This is a genomic window from Streptomyces canus (assembly GCF_041435015.1).
Lineage (GTDB): Bacteria > Actinomycetota > Actinomycetes > Streptomycetales > Streptomycetaceae > Streptomyces > Streptomyces canus_G.
On sequence record NZ_CP107989.1, the window covers coordinates 3,922,523 to 3,939,624 of the forward strand.

The window sequence follows — 17,102 nt, forward strand, 5'->3', positions numbered from 1 at the left end:
GTCGCCGCCGTGTGGCTCAGCCCTTGGCCGGTGAGGTCTTGCCGGACGGACTGTCGGTGGTCTCCTGGCCGGAGGCCTCCTTGTCCGGGGACTCCTTGAAGTCGACCTTGTTCATGTGCTTGCTCATGGACTTCATCAGGGCCCACACCGCCAGGGCCATCGCCGCGAAGACGATGAAGCCGAGGACTCCGGGGGTGACCTTGTCCTCGTCGACCTCCTTGGCGAGGGTCGCGAGGTGCGTCATTGCCAGGCTTGCGCTTGCGCTCATGTCAGGCATTGTCGCGGATGCCCGCAAAGAGGTCGTCCTCGGGGAGGGAGGTATCGACGAGGGACTTCGCGAGCTCGTACTCCTCCGTCGGCCAGACCTCCTTCTGGAGGTCCAGCGGGACCTTGAACCAGCCGCCGTCGGGGTCGATCTGCGTGGCGTGGGCGATCAGGGCCTTGTCGCGGATCTCGTAGAACTCCGCGCACGGAATGTGCGTGGTCAGGGTGCGGTCGCGCATCGGCGACTCGTCCCAGCGCTTGAGCCAGTCCCCGTACGGAGACTCCATGCCGCGCTCGATCAGCGCGTGGTGCAGCGCCTCGGTGCGGGGGCGGTTGAAGCCCTGGTTGTAGTAGAGCTTGAGCGGCTGGTAGGCCGGGCCGAACTCGGACTCCGGGAACTTCTCGGTGTCCGCCGCGCCCTCGAACGCCACCATCGAGATCTTGTGGGTCATGATGTGGTCGGGGTGCGGGTAGCCGCCGTTCTCGTCGTAGGTGGTGATCACCTGAGGACGGAAGGTGCGGATCTGCTTCACCAGCTCGCCGGCCGCCTTGTCGACGTCCTCCAGGGCGAAGCAGCCCTCGGGCAGGGGCGGCAGCGGGTCGCCCTCGGGCAGGCCGGAGTCGACGAAGCCGAGCCATTCCTGGCCCACGCCGAGGATCTCGCGGGCCTCGTCCATCTCCTTCTTGCGTACCTCGTGGATGTGCTCCTCGATGTACTTGTCGCCCTGAAGCTTCGGGTTGAGGATGGAGCCGCGCTCCCCGCCCGTGCAGGTCACGACCAGCACGTCCACCCCCTCGGACACGTACTTCGCCATGGTGGCCGCGCCCTTGCTCGACTCGTCGTCGGGGTGGGCGTGCACGGCCATCAGTCGCAGCTGGTCAGTCAAGACTCAATCCTCAGTAAGTCGGCGCCCCGGTGTCTTCGGGTGCGAACGGCGGCTTCTATAGTGACCGAATCGGGGGGCGATTAATTCCACGGCCTTGGTTTACCGGGAGACGATCATGAGCACGGCGAGCACTCAGCTGCCCGAGGGGCGCTACGGCCGCTCCTCGGACCAGCGTGCCGACCACAAGCTCCGGATCGCCGGTGCCGTGCTCGGCGCCCTCCTGCTCGCGCTGATCGGCTACTTCGCCTACCACTACGTCGTGCAGAACAAGATCAGCGCCGAGGTGATCACGTTCGACTCGCAGAAGTCCGCGGTGCAGGTGCATCTGGAGGTCCGCAAGGACTCCGGCACCTCCGGCTACTGCACGATCCGCTCCCAGGCGGCGGACGGCACCGAGGTGGGCCGGGCCGACTTCCGCTTCGGCGGTGACGCGACCCGCATCGACAAGGTCGTCACGCTCCGTACGACGGCCCCGGGCACCACGGCCGAGCTGCTGGGCTGTCACGCCGACTGACGTCACCCTCGTTACGTGACCGCTGACCTGCGCGGACGTATTTCTGATGGCTTATGTCCTCCCCCTTCGGCCACTGAATTGTTAGGCTCGTGGTTTCGCCCTTCCGTGAAGGCACATTCTTCTGGGTAGGGCGATGCTTTGTATTCCCAGTACCTACGAGGAGCACCTGTGACCCAGACCAGCGAAGACGTCACCTGGCTGACCCAGGAGGCGTACACCAAGCTCAAGGAAGAGCTGGCGTACCTGTCTGGTCCCGCGCGCGAGGAAGTCACCGCGAAGATCGCGGCCGCGCGCGAGGAGGGGGACCTGCGCGAGAACGGCGGGTACCACGCGGCCAAGGAAGAGCAGGGCAAGCAGGAGCTCCGCATCCGCCAGCTGACCCAGCTCCTGGAGAAGGCCAAGGTCGGTGAGGCTCCGGCGTCCGCGGACGGTACGGTGGCGCCCGGCATGGTCGTGACGATCGCCTTCGACGGTGACGAGGACGACACCATGACCTTCCTGCTCGCCTCGCGCGAGTACGCGAGCGCGGACGTCGAGACGTACTCGCCGCAGTCCCCGCTGGGCTCCGGCGTGATCGGCAACAAGGTCGGTGAGGAGGCGGAGTACGAACTGCCGAACGGCAAGAAGGCCTCCGTGACCATCCTCAAGGCCGAGCCCTACAACGGCTGACCCCGGCCGCCCCTCTGTCCTTGGCGGGCCCCCGGCGCCCTCGCGGCGCCGGGGGCTCTGTCATGCGGTGGCCGAGCGGTACTTGCGCACCGCCAACGTCCTGAATATGACGATGATCAGGATCGAGTAGATCAGCGAGGCCCAGACGGGGTGCTGCATGGGCCAGGCGTCGGAGGGGGACACACCGGGGTTGCCGAACAGCTTGCGGCAGGCCTGGACCGTGGCGCTGAACGGGTTCCAGTCGGCGACGTGCCGCAGCCACGGGGTCATGCGGCTGGAGTCCACGAACGCGTTCGAGATGAACGTCACCGGGAAGAGCCAGATCAGGCCGCCCGAGGTGGCTGCTTCAGGCGTGCGCACGGACAGGCCGATCAGGGCGCCGACCCAGGTGAACGCGTACCCGAGCAGGAGCAGCAGACCGAAGGCGCCGAGGACCTCGCCGATGTTGGTGTGGGTGCGCCAGCCGACCAGCAGGGCGACCATGGCCAGCACGAACAGGGTCAGCGCCGTCTGCACCAGGTCGGCGAGCGTCCGTCCGGTGAGCACCGCGCCGCGGGCCATGGGCAAGGAGCGGAAGCGGTCGATGAGCCCCTTGTGCATGTCGTCGGCGATCCCCGCGCCGGCGCCCGCCGTGGCGAAGGTGACGGTCTGCGCGAAGATCCCGGCCATCAGGAACTCGCGGTAGACGGTGGGGTCCGTGGTGCCGCCGATGTTCATGGATCCGCCGAAGACGTAGCTGAACAGCACCACGAACATGATCGGCTGGATGAGGCCGAAGATGACCATCTCGGGGATCCTGGACATCCGGATCAGGTTGCGCTTGGCGATGACCAGCGAGTCCCGGACGGACTGGCTGAGGGGGTTGCCGGGAGCGGCGACCCGCGCGGTGTCGGTGACGGCGCTCACTTGGCGTCCTCCTTCTTGTCGTTGCCCTCGTCCTTCGCCTCGGCCGCACGTCCCGTCAGTGACAGGAAGACGTCGTCGAGGGTGGGGCGGCGCAGGCCGATGTCGTCTATCTCGATGCCGCGGGTGTCGAGTTCGCGGATGACCTCGGCGAGCAGCTTGGCGCCGCCGTTGACGGGCACGGTGAGCTTGCGCATGTGGTCCTCGACCGTGGTGTCGCCCTTGCCGAAGCCGCGCAGGACCTCCGAGGCGGCCTGGATGTGCTCGCGCTCGTGCACGACGACCTCGACGCGCTCGCCGCCGGTGCGGGCCTTGAGCTGGTCGGAGGTGCCCGTGGCGATGACATGGCCGTGGTCGACGACGGCGATCTCGTGGGCGAGGTGGTCGGCCTCCTCGAGGTACTGGGTGGTCAGCAGCAGGGTGGTGCCCGCGGAGACCAGCTGTTTGATGACCTCCCACAGCAGTTGGCGGTTGCGTGGGTCGAGGCCGGTCGTCGGTTCGTCCATGAACATCACGGGCGGTGAGACCACCAGGGCGGCCGCGAGGTCGAGGCGGCGGCGCATGCCGCCGGAGTAGGTCTTGGTGGGGCGGTCGGCGGCGTCGGCGAGGTCGAACTGCTCCAGCAGTTCGGTCGCGCGGACCTTCGCCTGCTTCGCCTTCATCTGGTAGAGCTGGCCGACCATCTGCAGGTTCTCGCGGCCGGTGAGGTATTCGTCGACAGCCGCGAACTGGCCGGAGAGGCCGATGGAGCGGCGCACGGCGTCGGGGTGCTTGAGGACGTCGACGCCCGCGACGACCGCCGAGCCGCTGTCCGGCTTCAGGAGGGTCGTCAGGCAGCGGACGGCCGTCGTCTTGCCCGCGCCGTTCGGTCCGAGGAGGCCCAGGACGGTGCCCTCCGGGACATCGAGGTCGACGCCGTCCAGAGCCCTTACGTCACCGAAGGTCTTGACCAGACCTTCGGCATAGATGGCGCCTGGCATATGAGTCTCCACGTCGTCGGGAATTCTTGGGAAAGCCTAGATTGGTAAGGCACGACACACACCATAACGCGATGTATCGCGTCTCTCAATGGACTTACTCGAATGAGTGACTCCTGCGTCCTGAAGGGGGTCCTGACCTCAGTCGATGACCCTGTAGCCCGCCTCGCGGAGGGCCCGGCCGACCTCGGCGCAGTGCTCCGGCCCCTTCGTCTCCAGGTGCAGTTCGACCTCCGCCTCCGCGAGCCCGAGCCGTGGATCGGTCCGGACGTGGCTCACGTCGAGGACATTAGCGTCGACCACTGACAACACCCCGAGAAGCGTCGCGAGGGCACCGGGCCGGTCCGTGAGCCGGAGCCGGACGGCCAGGTAGCGGCCCTGCGCGGCCATGCCGTGCCGCAGCACCCGCTGCAGCAGCACCGGGTCGACGTTGCCGCCGGACAGCACGGCGACGACCGGCCCCTCGAAGGCCCCCGGGTCACTCAGCAGTGCCGCGACCGGGCTCGCCCCGGCCGGCTCGACGACCAGCTTGGCCCGCTCCAGGCACAGCAGCAGCGCGGCGGACAGCTCGTCCTCCGTCACCGTGCGGACCTCGTCCACGAGTTCGTCCACGATCCCGAACGGCACGTCCCCCGGCCGCCCGACCTTCATGCCGTCGGCCATCGTCGCCGGGTTCTCGATCGACACCGGGTGCCCGGCCGCCAGCGAGGGCGGATACGCGGCCGCGCCCGCCGCCTGCACACCCACGATCCGCACGTCCGGCCGCAGGGCCTTCACGGCGATCGCGACCCCGGCCGCGAGTCCGCCGCCGCCGATCCCGAGGACGACCGTGCGCACCTCGGGGCACTGCTCCAGAATCTCGAGACCGACCGTGCCCTGGCCGGCGATGACGTCGGGGTGGTCGAAGGGATGGATGAACACCGCGCCCGTCTCGGCCGCGTACTCCTGTGCGGCGGCCAGCGTCTCGTCGACCACCTGGCCGTGCAGGCGCACCTCGGCGCCGTAGTGCCTGGTGGCGCTGATCTTCGGCAGCGGGGCACCCTTCGGCATGAACACCGTGGAGCGCACGCCGAGCAGCGTGGACGCCAGCGCGACGCCCTGCGCGTGGTTTCCGGCGCTCGCGGCCACGACACCCGCGGCCCGCTCCTCGGGCAGCAGTCCGGCGATCCGGACGTAGGCGCCGCGGAGTTTGAACGACCCCGTCCGCTGGAGGTTCTCGCACTTGAAGTGCACCGGCGCGCCCACCAGCTGGGTCAGGTGGCGGCTGCCCTCCATCGCGGTCGTCCGCGCCACGCCCGACAGCATCTTCTGCGCGCCGCGCACGTCGTCGAGCGTCACCGGCGGCACGGGGTGGGCCTTGCGGTAGTTCATGACTCAAGTCTCGCAGTTCACACGCGCGCGCTCGCGCTGTGACCAACGTCCGAGACGGGTTTACTCAGCGCTGGTACGGCCTGCCTCCGGGCCGCGTAACCTGTCCCCCAACCCAGCAGCCCTTCATGAAGTGAGCCCCCGGCCATGCCCACAACACCTGAAATGTCGATGGACATGACGACCGTCGGTGACACCGGTCTCCTCGACACCCTGCAGCACGAGGTGGCGGTCTTCGCCCGTCGTGCCGAACAGACCCGGCTCGGCGGGGTGGGGCAGGTGCGCAACTCCATGGACCGCGCCGCGTACCTGCTGCTCAACCGGCTCGACAAGGAAGGCCCGATGGGCGTCAAGGCGCTCGCGGCGAGCATGGGGATCGACTCCTCCACGGTCACCCGGCAGGTGGCGCCGCTCGTCGACACCGGGCTGGTCAAGCGCACCTCGCACCCCGAGGACGGACGCGCGGTGGTGCTCCAGCTGTCCCCGCGCGGGCAGTCCCGGCTGGAGGAAGTGCGCTCCTCACGGCGTCAGTTGATGGCCGAGCTGACACACGACTGGGCACCGGAGGAGCGCGAGGCGTTCTGCACGCTCCTCACGCGCTTCAACACCGCCCTCTCCTCCCGGATGGCGGTCCAGGGGGTCCCGGGACCGGAGGCACAGTCCTCTTAGGCGTCCTCTCAGGCACGCGCACACGCGTGTACCGCCCCGCCTCTTGACCGGACGGCCGTGCCGGGCCTCATATGAGACCGGGTCCTCTGAGACCGGGTCCTCGTGGTCGTACGAAGCCGTCGTACGGTCATCCGCAGGCGGGGAGGTGCGGTGCGGCAACGGCAGATGGTCCAGGGCACGCGTCGGGCCCGGGAGTTCGAGGCGTTCGTCGCGGGCGCGGCCGGGCGGCTCCTGCACGCCGCGACGCTCCTGACGGCGGAGGCACCGGACGACAACCCGCGCGCGCGACGCCTGCTGACGCTCGCGCTCGCGCACACGTACGCGTGCTGGGACCGGCTGCGCGGTGAGGATCCCTACGACCGCGCCCGCCAGCACCTCGCCCTGCGCTTCGCACACGGAGCATGGCGCCGCCACGGCGTCCTGCTCGGCGGCCGCACGCACCCCGACAGCCCGCTGTCCCGGCTCGCCCCCCAGGAGCGGCTGATCCTGGTACTGCGCCTCTACGAGGGCGTGGCCGAGGAACAGGCGGCGGCGCTGCTCGGCCTGCCGGCGGAACGCGTCCGCACGATCTGCGACCGGGCGACGGCCACGCTGCTGCACCCACCGCGCGGGCCCGCACCGGCGGTGGTGACGGCGAAGGTGGCGGCGTCATGAGGAGGCGGGGCGGGAGTGCCCGCCGTGTCGTGAGACACCCGCGTCGTCCCGGGAGGTGCGCGTGAACCGGACCCAGCGTGAGGTCGCCGTGCGGCAGATCATGGAACGGGGAGCTCCGCAGGTGCCCGCGGATCTGTACGGGGACGTCGTACGGCGGGGATCGCGCATGCTCCGGCGCAGGACCGCGGCGCGCCGGATCATGTGGCTGCTGTTGTTCGCCGCGAGTGTGGCGTTCGTGGTGTGGGCGCTGACCGCGCGCCCGTGGGTGGAGCCGCCGTCCACGACGACTCCACCGATGAGGGGCTGGTGAGCCCGGCCCGGCCTACTTGGCGAGCGCCTGCTGGAGATCCTCCAGCAGGTCGTCGACGTTCTCGATGCCCACGGACAGGCGCACGAGGTCGGCGGGGACCTCGAGCGCCGAGCCCGCCACGGACGCGTGCGTCATGCGGCCGGGGTGCTCGATCAGCGACTCGACGCCGCCCAGGGACTCCCCCAGCGTGAAGATCCTGGCGCGGTTGCAGACCTCGACGGCCGCCTCCTCGCCGCCCTCCACCCGGAAGGAGACCATGCCGCCGAAGGACCGCATCTGCTTGGCCGCGACCTCGTGCCCGGGGTGCTCCTCCAGTCCCGGGTAGAGCACCTGCGTCACGCGCGCGTGCCGGGTCAGCATGTCGGCGACCTTCGTGGCGTTCTCGCTGTGCCGGTCCATGCGCACCGACAGCGTCTTGGCGCCGCGCAGCACCAGCCAGGAGTCGAAGGGCCCGGCGACCGCGCCCATCGCGTTCTGGTGGTAGGCCAGTTCCTCGCCGAGTGCCTCGTCGGCGGTGACCAGGGCGCCGCCCACGACGTCGGAGTGACCGCCCATGTACTTGGTCAAGGAGTGCACGACGACATCGGCGCCGAGCGCCAGCGGCTGCTGGAGGTAGGGCGTCGCGAAGGTGTTGTCGACGACGAGCCTCGCGCCCGCGTCCCGGGAGACCTGGGCGACGGCGGCGATGTCGGTGATGCCGAGCAGCGGGTTGGAGGGGGTCTCCACCCACACGGCCTTGGTCTTCGGGGTGATCGCGGCCCGTACGGCGGCCGGGTCGCCGGTGTCGGCTACCGACCACTCGACGCCCCACCGGGCGACGACCTTCGCGAAGAGGCGGAACGTGCCGCCGTACGCGTCGTTGGGGATGACCACGTGGTCGCCGGGGCTGAGCAGCGTACGCAGCAGGCAGTCCTCGGCCGCCAGTCCGGACGCGAACGCGAGGCCCCGGCGGCCGCCTTCGAGGGCGGCGAGGTTCTCCTCCAGGGCGGTGCGGGTCGGGTTGGCGCTGCGGCTGTACTCGTAACCGCCGCGCAGACCGCCCACGCCGTCCTGCTTGTAGGTCGAGACCTGGTAGATCGGCGGGACCACCGCACCGGTGACGGGGTCCGCGGTGTTGCCCGCGTGGATCGCGAGGGTCTCGAAGTGCTGACTGATGTGCCTGTCGCTCATGGGCTCCGAGGGTAGTCCGCCCGGGAGGCCGATGACGGACGACGAGCTCCGCACGGCCGCACGGCAGGGTTTTCCCCAGGCGTTCGGGCCGGTCGGGAGAGTTTTCCCCAGGACATTCGGGCCGGTTCGGAAGTTTTCCACAGGGCGCCGACCGGGTTGGTCAAGTGTCGGCGGCGTCTGGAACTCTTGAGGCATGGAGATTCTCTGGGTCCTGATGGCGGCGGTCATGCTGGGCTTCGTGCTGCTTCCGTTCCTGCGGCGCAGGCGAGGCGGGATCGAACAGGTCCCGGCGGGCCACCCGGACGCCGCGGACCCGGAGGACTACGGCTTCGTACGGCAGGAGGAGCTGGACATCCGCATGCCCGGCCCCGACCAGGATCTGCTGGACGTCCTGGACCTGGTGCAGCGCACACAGGACTACAAGGCGGCCTCCCAACTCCTGGCCGGCACCGAGCGGGAGGGCGAGCTGCGCTGGCAGCGCGTGCAGGCCTTCGCCGGAGCCGCCTCGCTGGAGCTGCAGCAGCGTCCGGGCGGGGTCAGCGAGGCACCCGGCGGGCAGTGGCTGCGGGTGTGGCGGGCCGAGCAGCCCAAGGACGCCGGTGGCGCGGCCGTGCACGCGGAGTTCCTGGTCCATCAGGCGTGGCGGACCTCGACGCCGGGCACGGACGAGTTCCGGATCATCATGGAGGAGGCGAAGGTGGCCTGCGGCGAGGCGGCGCTGCTGGCCCCCGGCGATCCGGTCCCGTACATCGTCGAGCTCTCCGTGGCGCGCGGACTGGCCTATGCGCAGGCGGAGTTCGAGCAGCTGTGGCTGAAGATCCTGGACCGCGCCCCGGCCCACATGGGGGCGCACCTGGCCGCGCTGCACTACTGGTGCGAGAAGTGGCACGGCTCGCGGGAGCTGGCGTACAGCTTCGCGGAGGCGGCCGCCGCCCGGGCCCCGCGCGGCTCCCTCCTCGCCGCGATGCCACTGTTCGCGGTCTTCGAGCACCTGCCCGAGGTGAACCTGGTCAGCGGCTTCTACCGGAGCGAGGTCGTGACCAAGGCGATCCACGGCGCGCTGCACGCGGTCCACTCGGCCCGTGCCGACGATCCGATGCTGGCCCACGTCCGCCATCTGCTGGTCTTCTTCCTCGTGCGCGGCGAGCGCTGGGCGGAGGCGATGAGCCAGCTCGTCCACATCGACGGCCACGTGGGTGCCCTGCCCTGGACGCTGTCCGCCGATCCGGCCGCGGAGTTCGCGATATACCGGGCCCTGGCGGTGGCGGGATACGAGGCGAACGGCGGGAGTCCGGCGACGCTGGCGCAGTGACCGCGCCACCGTGGCGGTACCAAGGTGGTCCGGCGGGCCGGCGCCTACGGACTGACGGCGGGCTCAGGCGCCGGGCACATGTCGACGCCGGGCTTGTCGGAATGCGGCCCCGCACGGAAACGTTCTCGGTGCCGACCCGCCCCCCATGTGCGAGGCGCACGAACGAAGGAGCCCACGTCATGCTGTTCGGCCGTACGCCCGTCCTGCCCACCCCCGAGCAGGCGCTGACGGGTCGCCCCGAGCCGATCTTCACGGTCCCCGACCGCCACACCGTCCTCGGCACCCCGCTGCTCGGCCCCTACCCCGAGGGCTACCAGATCGCCGACTTCGGCCTGGGCTGCTTCTGGGGCGCCGAGCGCATCTTCTGGCGGCTCCCGGTGGGAGTGTGGACGACCTTGGTCGGCTACCAGGGCGGCCACACCGAGAACCCCACGTACGAGGAGGTCTGCTCGGGTCTCACCGGCCACACAGAGGCGGTCCGGGTGGTCTTCGACCCCGCCCTCATCTCCTACGAGCGCCTCCTGAAGACCTTCTGGGAGGCCCACGACCCGACGCAGGGCTTCCGCCAGGGCAACGACGTCGGCACCCAGTACCGCTCGGCGATCTACACCCACACTCCCGAGCAGGCAGCCATGGCTGCGGCCTCCCGAGCCGCCTACCAGAAGGTCCTCACGTCCTCGGGCCACGGCACGATCTCCACGGAGATCCTCCCCGCGCAGGGCCGGACCTTCTATCCGGCGGAGGGGTACCACCAGCAGTACCTCGACAAGAACCCGGCGGGCTACTGCGGGGTGGGCGGGACCGGTGTCGCTTGCCCGATCGGGGTGGCCAAGGCTGATGGCTGAGCCACTTTCCCCGGAGGTCGCGGCGACCCTGCGGGCGCTGCTGTCCGGCCCGGATCCGGTGAGCGGCGCCCTGCTCGCCCAGATCCCCTACACACGCGTGTCGGGCCGATGTGGCTGCGGCTGCGCGACGGTCGATCTGGAGGTGGACCGTACAGCGGTCGCTCCCGCACCGCCGCACGACAATCCGGCTGTGGACGCCGGTTACACCGACCCGCACCGGGCCGGCGTCATGGTCTTCTCCGAGGACGGCTACCTGTCGCTCCTGGAGATCTACTCGGTCTCCGACGAACCGATCTCGACGTGGCCAGACCCTCACTTCATCGAGCGATGAGCAAGTAAGCGCACGCACCAGCGTCGAACCTTTTCCACCTTCTCGGAGAACTCCAGTCCGGCCACTCGTCAACGGACGTCATGCCACGACGGTATTTTCTGCCGGTGCACTTCTCAGTAGTTCGGGGTTGCCCGCGCTATACCTGTGAGGGCCCGTCGTCGGTCTCTTCCGGCGACGGCCCGACGGACACGGCGAGATACCGGAACTCTCCCCCCGCTCCGTCCAGTTCGGAGTAGGGCTTCCAATCGAGCGGATATGCGCCTCGCAATGTGCACGTGTTCGGCTTGTAGGCGCCCTCCGCCCACAGGAGCGTGCCGACAAGCTCACGCCCCTGGTGGATCCGGAAGTCTCGATCCCGAGTCCGTCCGCGGCAGATGCCGGGCGGAGCCCATAGGGATGCGTCGTTGGTCAGCATGATGGCAAGACCGTTCTGGTCAGACCGGCGGCAGATGCGCTCCAGCCTGGCTATGTCCCGCACGAAGTGCAGACGAGCGAGATCTGCGGCGGCATGCCCTTTCAGGGCGTAGTCCTCGGCGGGCGCGCCCACCGTGCCCGTCCATCTCCGGGTGAAGTACTTGAACTCGATCGCGGTGCGAGTTGACGGGCCGATGCACAGGAGGTCCAGGTGTTCGGCGCTGCCCCCTGCCTTCTGCGGTACCTCCAGCCTGGAGTGCACATCCGGCGACAGTTCCCAAAGCGCCCGCGCAAAGCTGTGTTGAAGATCGGCTTCGGAGTGGAAGACTGGTCTGTGCCTGCCCAGATGCGCGATGACGTCGCCGAGTGTGATGCGTCCGGCGACAGTCCTGCTGCCGTCCATCCATGCCATGGCCACAGCGACATTGAAGCGGCTCCGCGGCTGAATTCTCAAGCAGCGGCGTCCCCGCCGGCACCCGGCAGGGTGCTGCGGCAGGGGTTCTCGACGCAGCGAACGGCAGTCGAAAATCAGTGGCCGACTGAACCGACCGACCCCACGCTGTACGCCATGGAAGAACCGCAACACCGGATCCGTGCGGCCTACTCGGAATCCACGATCACCGTCTACCAGGCGTACTCCCCGGAAATCGGGCTGCCCGCCGTCCGCGACGGCCGTTTTCCCTCCGTGTGGAAGCGGGACAGAATGACGTGGATCAAGCCGTCGTTCCTGTGGATGATGTACCGCTGCGGCTGGGGCGCGAAAGTCGGGCAGGAGAGCGTCCTCGCTGTCGAGATCACCCGCGACGGCTTCGAGTGGGCGCTGCGCAACGGGTGTCTGTCGAGCTACGTCCGCGGAGTGCACGCCGACCGAGCCACCTGGCAGCGTCAGTTGAAGCGGGCGCCCGCTCGCGTGCAGTGGGACCCGGAGCGGGACCTGCGCCTTCATCCCCTGCGGTATCGGTCCTTGCAACTGGGTCTCTCCGGTGAAGCTGTACGTCTCTTCGCGGACGAGTGGACGGTCGCCATCCGCGACGTGACCCCGCTCGCCCACGAGATCCGTGCCCTCGTCAGCGGAGATGACTTGACCGCCGCCACGACACTGCTGCCCCAGGAACGCCCTTATCCCGCTGGAGACGAGTTGCTCGGCCACCTCCTGGGATGACGAGCCGACTCAGCCGACAGTCGACCGCGGCCGGCGGGTCACACGGCAGCGCAGGCGCCGCCGGGACGGGGTCAAGCCAAGTACTGCGTTCGAGACCGACTGGGGAGCTTCTGCCCGACGGGCATCACGCCCGCACCGGAGCCCACGGAGACGTAACGGCCGTCTCAGCTACCCTCCTGTCCCACCCCAGGTCAGCTGGCTCCTGCAGGAACACGCCTACTTGCGCAGCCATTAGGCCATTACAAGGTCGGTCCGGCATGACCGCGGCGGCCGAGCGACAAGTCCCCTCCATGGCGACGTCGGAGGCAAGAGCAAAAGGGCTTGGTGGGCTTGGCCAGTGGTGGGGGGTTCTGGCCGGGCTCCTGTTGATAGCTGCATGGATCAACTCCGCCGCAGGACCGGCGGTAGTGGTCGGCCTCTCGGCCGCCACGGCAGCATGGTGCTTCTTCCAAGCCCCTGTGACATGTGGTGCTCCGGTGCGCGGACGGGACGACGGTTGTCGAAACAACGCGTCAGGGCTTCTTCTGGGCTGCCACATCCGACAACACCGCTGGCAGAAGCTGAAGATGCTCTTCCTGCGCCGCCAGCTTCGAACGTTCTGCTCGGGCCTCTTCTCGGACGGGAAGGCCACCATTGTCACGCTGTCGGGCATGGCAAGCGTCGTGTCCGCCCTCGTCGCCCTCATCCCGGGCGTAGTCGTCCGCTGACCAGTGCAGTGGACCTCTGCGGTCGCACCACTGGCAACCTGGATGGCAGCGCTTTCGGTGTCAAGACCAGGGGGACCCAAGGGTGACCAAGACGTGGCGGCTCATGCAGGGCGACGAGCGGGTTGGTGAACTCTGTGAGTACGGAACCGATCAGCCGACGGTCTTGTGCCACTTCTCGCCTGGGCCGGGCTGGGAGCCCGTCAGGCCGCTGTTCGAGGCGTGGGCGGTCGTGCAGGGTCCTGACCCTGACGGGAGTCGGCATGCGAAGGCCATCCGGCCCTTGATGGATCTGGGGCTGACGCTGCACCCTTCGGACGGGAGCCCACGCTTGGGCCTCTTCAGAGACTGCATCCTGCGCATCTACGGGGACACGGCCCGCCTCCGTTGCTGATCAGCCCATAAACGCGCGCGCTGGTCAGGCCGGTGCGTTACGGTGCCGCACCGTGAGTACGGACATCCATGGCGGCATCGAGTTTCGTCACCCCGGCGTCGGCACCGACTACTACGACGGTGAGCCGTGGGTGTTCGCCATGGATCTTTGGCCGCTGTACGACGAGACCGACTACGCGGGTTTTCGACCCCTGGCACCAGGCCGCGGTCTTCCCGTCGATCTGTCGAGCGCGATGCGTTCGCAGGTGGAGTCCTGCGTTGAAGCGGGCGAACTGGACGGCGCGACCTGGGTCAGCTGGGCGGAGCTGGCGTCGATAGATCGTGACGGGCTGCGGCTCCGAGCTGCGGGCCATCACGTGGCCGGTCGGGGCGCCTGACGCGCGACCGGGAGTCCTGCCCAATCGTGTGGCAAAAGCCGACGGCTGAGACCGAAGCGCCTCACGTCCGGCGGGCGTCGCCGTGACGCTCGATGCGCCGACTTCCGGTGATCATCGGCGTCGTGCGCGGTGCGGTCCGCCGTCCGAGTCTTCGGTGGCGGAGCCGTCGGCATAGACCACGAGTGTCTGTTCCGGCGCTTCGGCCAGGTGGAACGCGGTGTACGCGTACTCGGTCGGGCCGTGCTGTGGGTGGCGCAGGCGTTTGCGGCCGCTGTGGCGGGGCTGAACGTCGTATCGGGGCCACCAGGTCCGCACTTCGGGGCTGCCTTCGTGCAGTTCCCGGATCAGGCGGGTGTAGCGGGGGTCGTCGGGGTGGCGGGTGGACAGCGTGCGGAGGCGGGCGAGGAGGCCGCGGGCCTCGGGTTCCCAGTCGACGACGACGGACCGGGCGACCGGCTCCAGGAAGACCCAGCGAACGAAGTTGGGCGGGCGGTCGGTGTCGTCGACGAGGCCAGGGAAGAGGTCTTCGGCCGCTTCGTTGTGGCTCAGGACGTCGTAGTTACCGGCGATGACGTACGCCGGGTTCGGCTGGAGCAGATGGGGGACCGCGGCCGCTTCCCTGGTGAGCGCCTCGGACTCCTCGGGCCCGGGTGTCGCCGGGCCGTGCCCGGCGAGGCGGAACAGGTGATCACGCTCGTGCGCATCGAGCCGCAGGGCCGCCGCGAGTGCGTTCAGCACCTGCTCGGAGGGGCGGATGTCCCGCCCCTGCTCCAGGTACGTGTACCACGTGGCACTCATCCCGGCCAGCAGGGCCAGTTCCTCCCGACGCAGGCCCGGAGTCCGACGGCGGCCGGTGCGGGGCAGACCAACATCGTCGGGCGTGAGGCGTTCCCTGCGGCTGCGCAGGAAGCTGCCCAGTTGGCGGCGGTCGGGCTGCTCGGACATGACGCGTAGCACCTCTGATTCCAGGATAAATGCGCTCTGGATACCAGGTTAATAGCAGTCGAGACTGGAGTGAGAGCTCAGACCGCACATCGCGAGAGGACCGCACCATGGCCGACACCAAAGGAATCCACGGCAAAGTCGTGGCCGTCACCGGAGCGAGCGGCGGCATCGGCGAGGCGACCGCCCTTCTGCTCGCCGAACGGGGGGCGCGGCTCGTTCTCGGCGCCCGTCGGACCGAGCGGCTGGCGGAGCTGGTGGCCCGGATCGAGAAGGCGGGCGGTACGGCCGTACAGATCCGCACCGACGTGACCCGGCGGGACGACCTGCACGCGCTCGTCGCGCTGGCCCGTGAGTCCTTCGGCCGGCTCGACGTGCTCGTCGGCAACGCCGGGGTCGGCACCATCTCGCCCCTCGACGATCTACGCGTCGAGGAGTGGGACCACATGGTCGACGTCAACGTGAAGGGTGTGCTGCACGGGATCGGTGCCGCGCTGCCCGTTTTCCGGGCGCAGGGCAGCGGTCACTTCGTCACCGTCGCGTCCACGGCCGCGTTCCGTGTCGTCCCGACCATGGCGGTCTACGCCGGTACGAAGTTCGCGGTCAGGGCCATCTGCGAGGGGCTGCGCCAGGAGGCCGGCGAGTCTGTGCGGGTGACCACCGTCTCGCCCGGCCCCATAGCGACCGAGTTCGCCGAACAGTCCTCCAACAGCCGGATCAGGGCGGAGATCACGAAGATGCGGGACGAGATCGCGATCCCTCCCGACGCCATCGCCCGGGCCATCGCGTTCGCGGTCGAACAGCCCGCGACGGTCGATGTGAGCGAGATCGTCGTACGGCCCACCGCGCAGGGCTGATCGCGACCCGCCGTAGGGGGATCATGGCGGGGTGACGGAACTCTCCCCCTACCAGCGGGACTTGCGGGACCGGCTGTCGTCGGTCCCGGTGCTTCCCGCGCCTGCTCCCTGGCAGCCGGTGTTCGAACCGTGCGCGGCCGTCGGAGGGCTGCTCGGGATCGGGTTCGCCACGCACCCCGACAGCGGCAACGACCTGCTGATGGTCGTCTCCACCGCCGGTCACGGCCTCTTCGACGCCGTCACCGGCGAGAGGATCGCCCGGGACCCGGACCCCGATCCCGAGACCGGCACGCCGGATGCGGCAGCGGATCTGACCTGCCCAGGCCTCGGGCCGGTCGCCGGCAGCAGGGTGCACATCGCCGGGCTCTACGGCGGTGGCCTCCATTCCACCACCGCCGACGGCTGGTACGTGGAGGTCGTCTCTCCGGTCTGGCCCAACGACCGTGTCCTGCTCTCCCGCGGCGGCGGCATGCCCCACCGCAGTCCGCACGGCGAGCGGTGGTGGCACGTCTTCCACTCCCACTACTCCGAACTCCGGGCCGTCGGCTTCTCCCCCTCCGGCCGCACCCTCGCCGTGGCGACGAGCAGTGACGTGACCTTGTGGAGGCGGCCGCCGCGTCCGTGATGCGCGTGCGGTTCCCCTTGACCTTGACACCGTGACAAGGCCTTCACTCCTTACCGAGGAGGTGGTCTCGGTGACCATGCAGGAACAGGAACAGGAACAGGACGCGGGGGCGGTGCGAGCGCTTCGGGGGCTGGAGGACCGTCGTTCGTCCGTGCGGCTGCGGGCGGCCCTGGCGGTCGGTACGGCGCCGGATCCGCGGTTCGTCGACAAGCTCGTCGAGCGGTGCGCGGTCGAGCCCGAGTTCTTCGTCCGGGACATGCTCACCTGGGCCCTGACCCGCCACCCGGTGTCCGCGACGCTCCCCGCGCTGCTCCGCGAAGTCGGCTCGGAGCGTGCGCAGGCGCGGAGCCAGGCGTTGCACACGCTGTCCAAGATCGGGGACCGGCGGGCGTGGCCGGCGATCACCGAGGCGCTCCTGTCCGACGGCGACGACGAGGTGGCGCGCAGTGCCTGGCGGACCGCGGCGGTGCTGGTGCCGGAGGGCGAGGAGGCCGGGTTGGCCGCGGTGCTGGCGACGCAGCTCGGCCGGGGCCGGCGGGAGACGCAGCTGAGTCTCAGCAGGGCGCTGGTCGCGCTGGGTGAGGTCGTCCTGCCGGTTCTGCGTGCGGCGACGACGGCCCCCGACCGACATGTGCGCACACACGCGCTCGCCACGGAACGGCTGCTGCGCGACCCTGATGCCGGATTCGAGTTCGCGATCGAGGAGGCGAAGCGCGTGGTGGCCCTCGGCGGGAACGGCCAGGAGGGACGATAGG

Annotated in this window: 22 protein-coding genes; 14 read left to right on the forward strand and 8 right to left on the reverse strand. The window is 69.5% G+C overall.

The features are described 5' to 3' along the window. Positions 1–16: 16 nt before the first annotated feature. Both OG841_RS17485 and mca read right to left on the reverse strand, forming a co-directional pair. Complete coding sequence (locus tag OG841_RS17485) at positions 17–277, reverse strand: hypothetical protein (protein WP_371566015.1); 261 nt, start codon at positions 275–277, stop codon at positions 17–19. Then, the gene (gene mca / locus OG841_RS17490) at positions 270–1,130 is read right to left on the reverse strand and encodes a mycothiol conjugate amidase Mca (protein WP_266568629.1); all 861 of its coding nucleotides are present in this window, start codon (positions 1,128–1,130) and stop codon (positions 270–272) included. The genes OG841_RS17485 and mca overlap by 8 nt, the downstream gene beginning before the upstream one ends. 136 nt (positions 1,131–1,266) lie before the next feature. Here mca and OG841_RS17495 point away from each other — a divergent pair, with 136 nt between their 5' ends. Both OG841_RS17495 and greA read left to right on the forward strand, forming a co-directional pair. Next, on the forward strand, positions 1,267–1,665 hold the full coding sequence (locus OG841_RS17495; protein WP_371566017.1) for a DUF4307 domain-containing protein: 399 nt from the start codon (positions 1,267–1,269) through the stop codon (positions 1,663–1,665). Between the two features lie 168 nt (positions 1,666–1,833). After that, positions 1,834–2,334, forward strand: coding sequence for a transcription elongation factor GreA (gene greA, locus OG841_RS17500; protein WP_328640623.1), 501 nt, complete (start codon positions 1,834–1,836; stop codon positions 2,332–2,334). A gap of 60 nt (positions 2,335–2,394) precedes the next feature. On the opposite strand, the gene OG841_RS17505 is transcribed toward greA, so the two are convergent. From OG841_RS17505 to ilvA, 3 genes are all read right to left on the reverse strand, one after another. Further along, entirely contained in the window at positions 2,395–3,240 is an 846-nt protein-coding gene (locus OG841_RS17505; RefSeq protein WP_328640622.1) for an ABC transporter permease, read from the reverse strand. Then, positions 3,237–4,217, reverse strand: a complete 981-nt coding sequence (locus OG841_RS17510) for an ATP-binding cassette domain-containing protein (RefSeq protein WP_328640621.1) — start codon at positions 4,215–4,217, stop codon at positions 3,237–3,239. The genes OG841_RS17505 and OG841_RS17510 overlap by 4 nt, the downstream gene beginning before the upstream one ends. Before the next feature lie 138 nt (positions 4,218–4,355). Continuing rightward, positions 4,356–5,585: a threonine ammonia-lyase gene (gene ilvA, locus OG841_RS17515; protein ID WP_328640620.1), complete on the reverse strand. Its 1,230-nt coding sequence runs from the start codon at positions 5,583–5,585 to the stop codon at positions 4,356–4,358. Positions 5,586–5,747: 162 nt separating this feature from the next. Here ilvA and OG841_RS17520 point away from each other — a divergent pair, with 162 nt between their 5' ends. The 3 genes from OG841_RS17520 (at position 5,748) to OG841_RS17530 (ending at position 7,215) form a co-directional block, all read left to right on the forward strand. Then, the gene (locus OG841_RS17520) at positions 5,748–6,251 is read left to right on the forward strand and encodes a MarR family winged helix-turn-helix transcriptional regulator (protein WP_020118471.1); all 504 of its coding nucleotides are present in this window, start codon (positions 5,748–5,750) and stop codon (positions 6,249–6,251) included. A gap of 150 nt (positions 6,252–6,401) precedes the next feature. Further along, on the forward strand, positions 6,402–6,905 hold the full coding sequence (locus OG841_RS17525; RefSeq protein ID WP_365118899.1) for a sigma factor-like helix-turn-helix DNA-binding protein: 504 nt from the start codon (positions 6,402–6,404) through the stop codon (positions 6,903–6,905). Between the two features lie 61 nt (positions 6,906–6,966). Next, on the forward strand, positions 6,967–7,215 hold the full coding sequence (locus OG841_RS17530; RefSeq protein ID WP_371566021.1) for a hypothetical protein: 249 nt from the start codon (positions 6,967–6,969) through the stop codon (positions 7,213–7,215). Positions 7,216–7,227: 12 nt separating this feature from the next. Here the strand turns inward: OG841_RS17530 and OG841_RS17535 are convergent, their stop codons facing one another. Then, the gene (locus OG841_RS17535; protein WP_328640618.1) at positions 7,228–8,385 is read right to left on the reverse strand and encodes a cystathionine gamma-synthase; all 1,158 of its coding nucleotides are present in this window, start codon (positions 8,383–8,385) and stop codon (positions 7,228–7,230) included. A gap of 193 nt (positions 8,386–8,578) precedes the next feature. On the opposite strand from OG841_RS17535, the gene OG841_RS17540 reads away from it, so the two are divergent. The 3 genes from OG841_RS17540 to OG841_RS17550 all read left to right on the forward strand — a co-directional run bounded on the left by OG841_RS17540 (position 8,579) and on the right by OG841_RS17550 (position 10,873). Then, the gene (locus OG841_RS17540) at positions 8,579–9,697 is read left to right on the forward strand and encodes a hypothetical protein (RefSeq protein WP_328640617.1); all 1,119 of its coding nucleotides are present in this window, start codon (positions 8,579–8,581) and stop codon (positions 9,695–9,697) included. A 179-nt stretch (positions 9,698–9,876) separates the two neighbouring features. Next, positions 9,877–10,542: a peptide-methionine (S)-S-oxide reductase MsrA gene (msrA, locus tag OG841_RS17545; RefSeq protein ID WP_371566024.1), complete on the forward strand. Its 666-nt coding sequence runs from the start codon at positions 9,877–9,879 to the stop codon at positions 10,540–10,542. After that, positions 10,535–10,873 carry a hypothetical protein gene (locus OG841_RS17550; protein WP_371566026.1) on the forward strand — a complete coding sequence of 113 codons (339 nt, stop codon included), beginning with the start codon at positions 10,535–10,537 and terminating at the stop codon, positions 10,871–10,873. The genes msrA and OG841_RS17550 overlap by 8 nt, the downstream gene beginning before the upstream one ends. Before the next feature lie 136 nt (positions 10,874–11,009). Here the strand turns inward: OG841_RS17550 and OG841_RS17555 are convergent, their stop codons facing one another. Beyond that, positions 11,010–11,699, reverse strand: coding sequence for a hypothetical protein (locus OG841_RS17555; RefSeq protein WP_371566028.1), 690 nt, complete (start codon positions 11,697–11,699; stop codon positions 11,010–11,012). Between the two features lie 156 nt (positions 11,700–11,855). Between OG841_RS17555 and OG841_RS17560 the strand changes: the two genes are divergently transcribed. The 3 genes from OG841_RS17560 (at position 11,856) to OG841_RS17570 (ending at position 13,923) form a co-directional block, all read left to right on the forward strand. Next, the gene (locus OG841_RS17560) at positions 11,856–12,449 is read left to right on the forward strand and encodes a DUF4291 domain-containing protein (protein WP_365118907.1); all 594 of its coding nucleotides are present in this window, start codon (positions 11,856–11,858) and stop codon (positions 12,447–12,449) included. Positions 12,450–12,706: 257 nt separating this feature from the next. Beyond that, entirely contained in the window at positions 12,707–13,156 is a 450-nt protein-coding gene (locus OG841_RS17565) for a hypothetical protein (RefSeq protein ID WP_371566031.1), read from the forward strand. 443 nt (positions 13,157–13,599) lie between these two features. Further along, on the forward strand, positions 13,600–13,923 hold the full coding sequence (locus OG841_RS17570; RefSeq protein WP_365118910.1) for a hypothetical protein: 324 nt from the start codon (positions 13,600–13,602) through the stop codon (positions 13,921–13,923). A 111-nt stretch (positions 13,924–14,034) separates the two neighbouring features. Here the strand turns inward: OG841_RS17570 and OG841_RS17575 are convergent, their stop codons facing one another. After that, positions 14,035–14,868: a helix-turn-helix transcriptional regulator gene (locus tag OG841_RS17575; RefSeq protein ID WP_365118911.1), complete on the reverse strand. Its 834-nt coding sequence runs from the start codon at positions 14,866–14,868 to the stop codon at positions 14,035–14,037. A 107-nt stretch (positions 14,869–14,975) separates the two neighbouring features. Here OG841_RS17575 and OG841_RS17580 point away from each other — a divergent pair, with 107 nt between their 5' ends. The 3 genes from OG841_RS17580 to OG841_RS17590 all read left to right on the forward strand — a co-directional run bounded on the left by OG841_RS17580 (position 14,976) and on the right by OG841_RS17590 (position 17,101). Next, the gene (locus tag OG841_RS17580; RefSeq protein ID WP_365118912.1) at positions 14,976–15,722 is read left to right on the forward strand and encodes an SDR family oxidoreductase; all 747 of its coding nucleotides are present in this window, start codon (positions 14,976–14,978) and stop codon (positions 15,720–15,722) included. Between the two features lie 31 nt (positions 15,723–15,753). Next, positions 15,754–16,347 (forward strand): hypothetical protein, encoded by a 594-nt coding sequence (locus tag OG841_RS17585; RefSeq protein ID WP_365118914.1) that lies wholly within the window; start codon positions 15,754–15,756, stop codon positions 16,345–16,347. Positions 16,348–16,423: 76 nt separating this feature from the next. Then, a complete protein-coding gene (locus OG841_RS17590) occupies positions 16,424–17,101 on the forward strand; it encodes a HEAT repeat domain-containing protein (RefSeq protein ID WP_371570731.1) in 678 nt (225 codons plus the stop codon). Position 17,102: the final 1 nt, after the last annotated feature.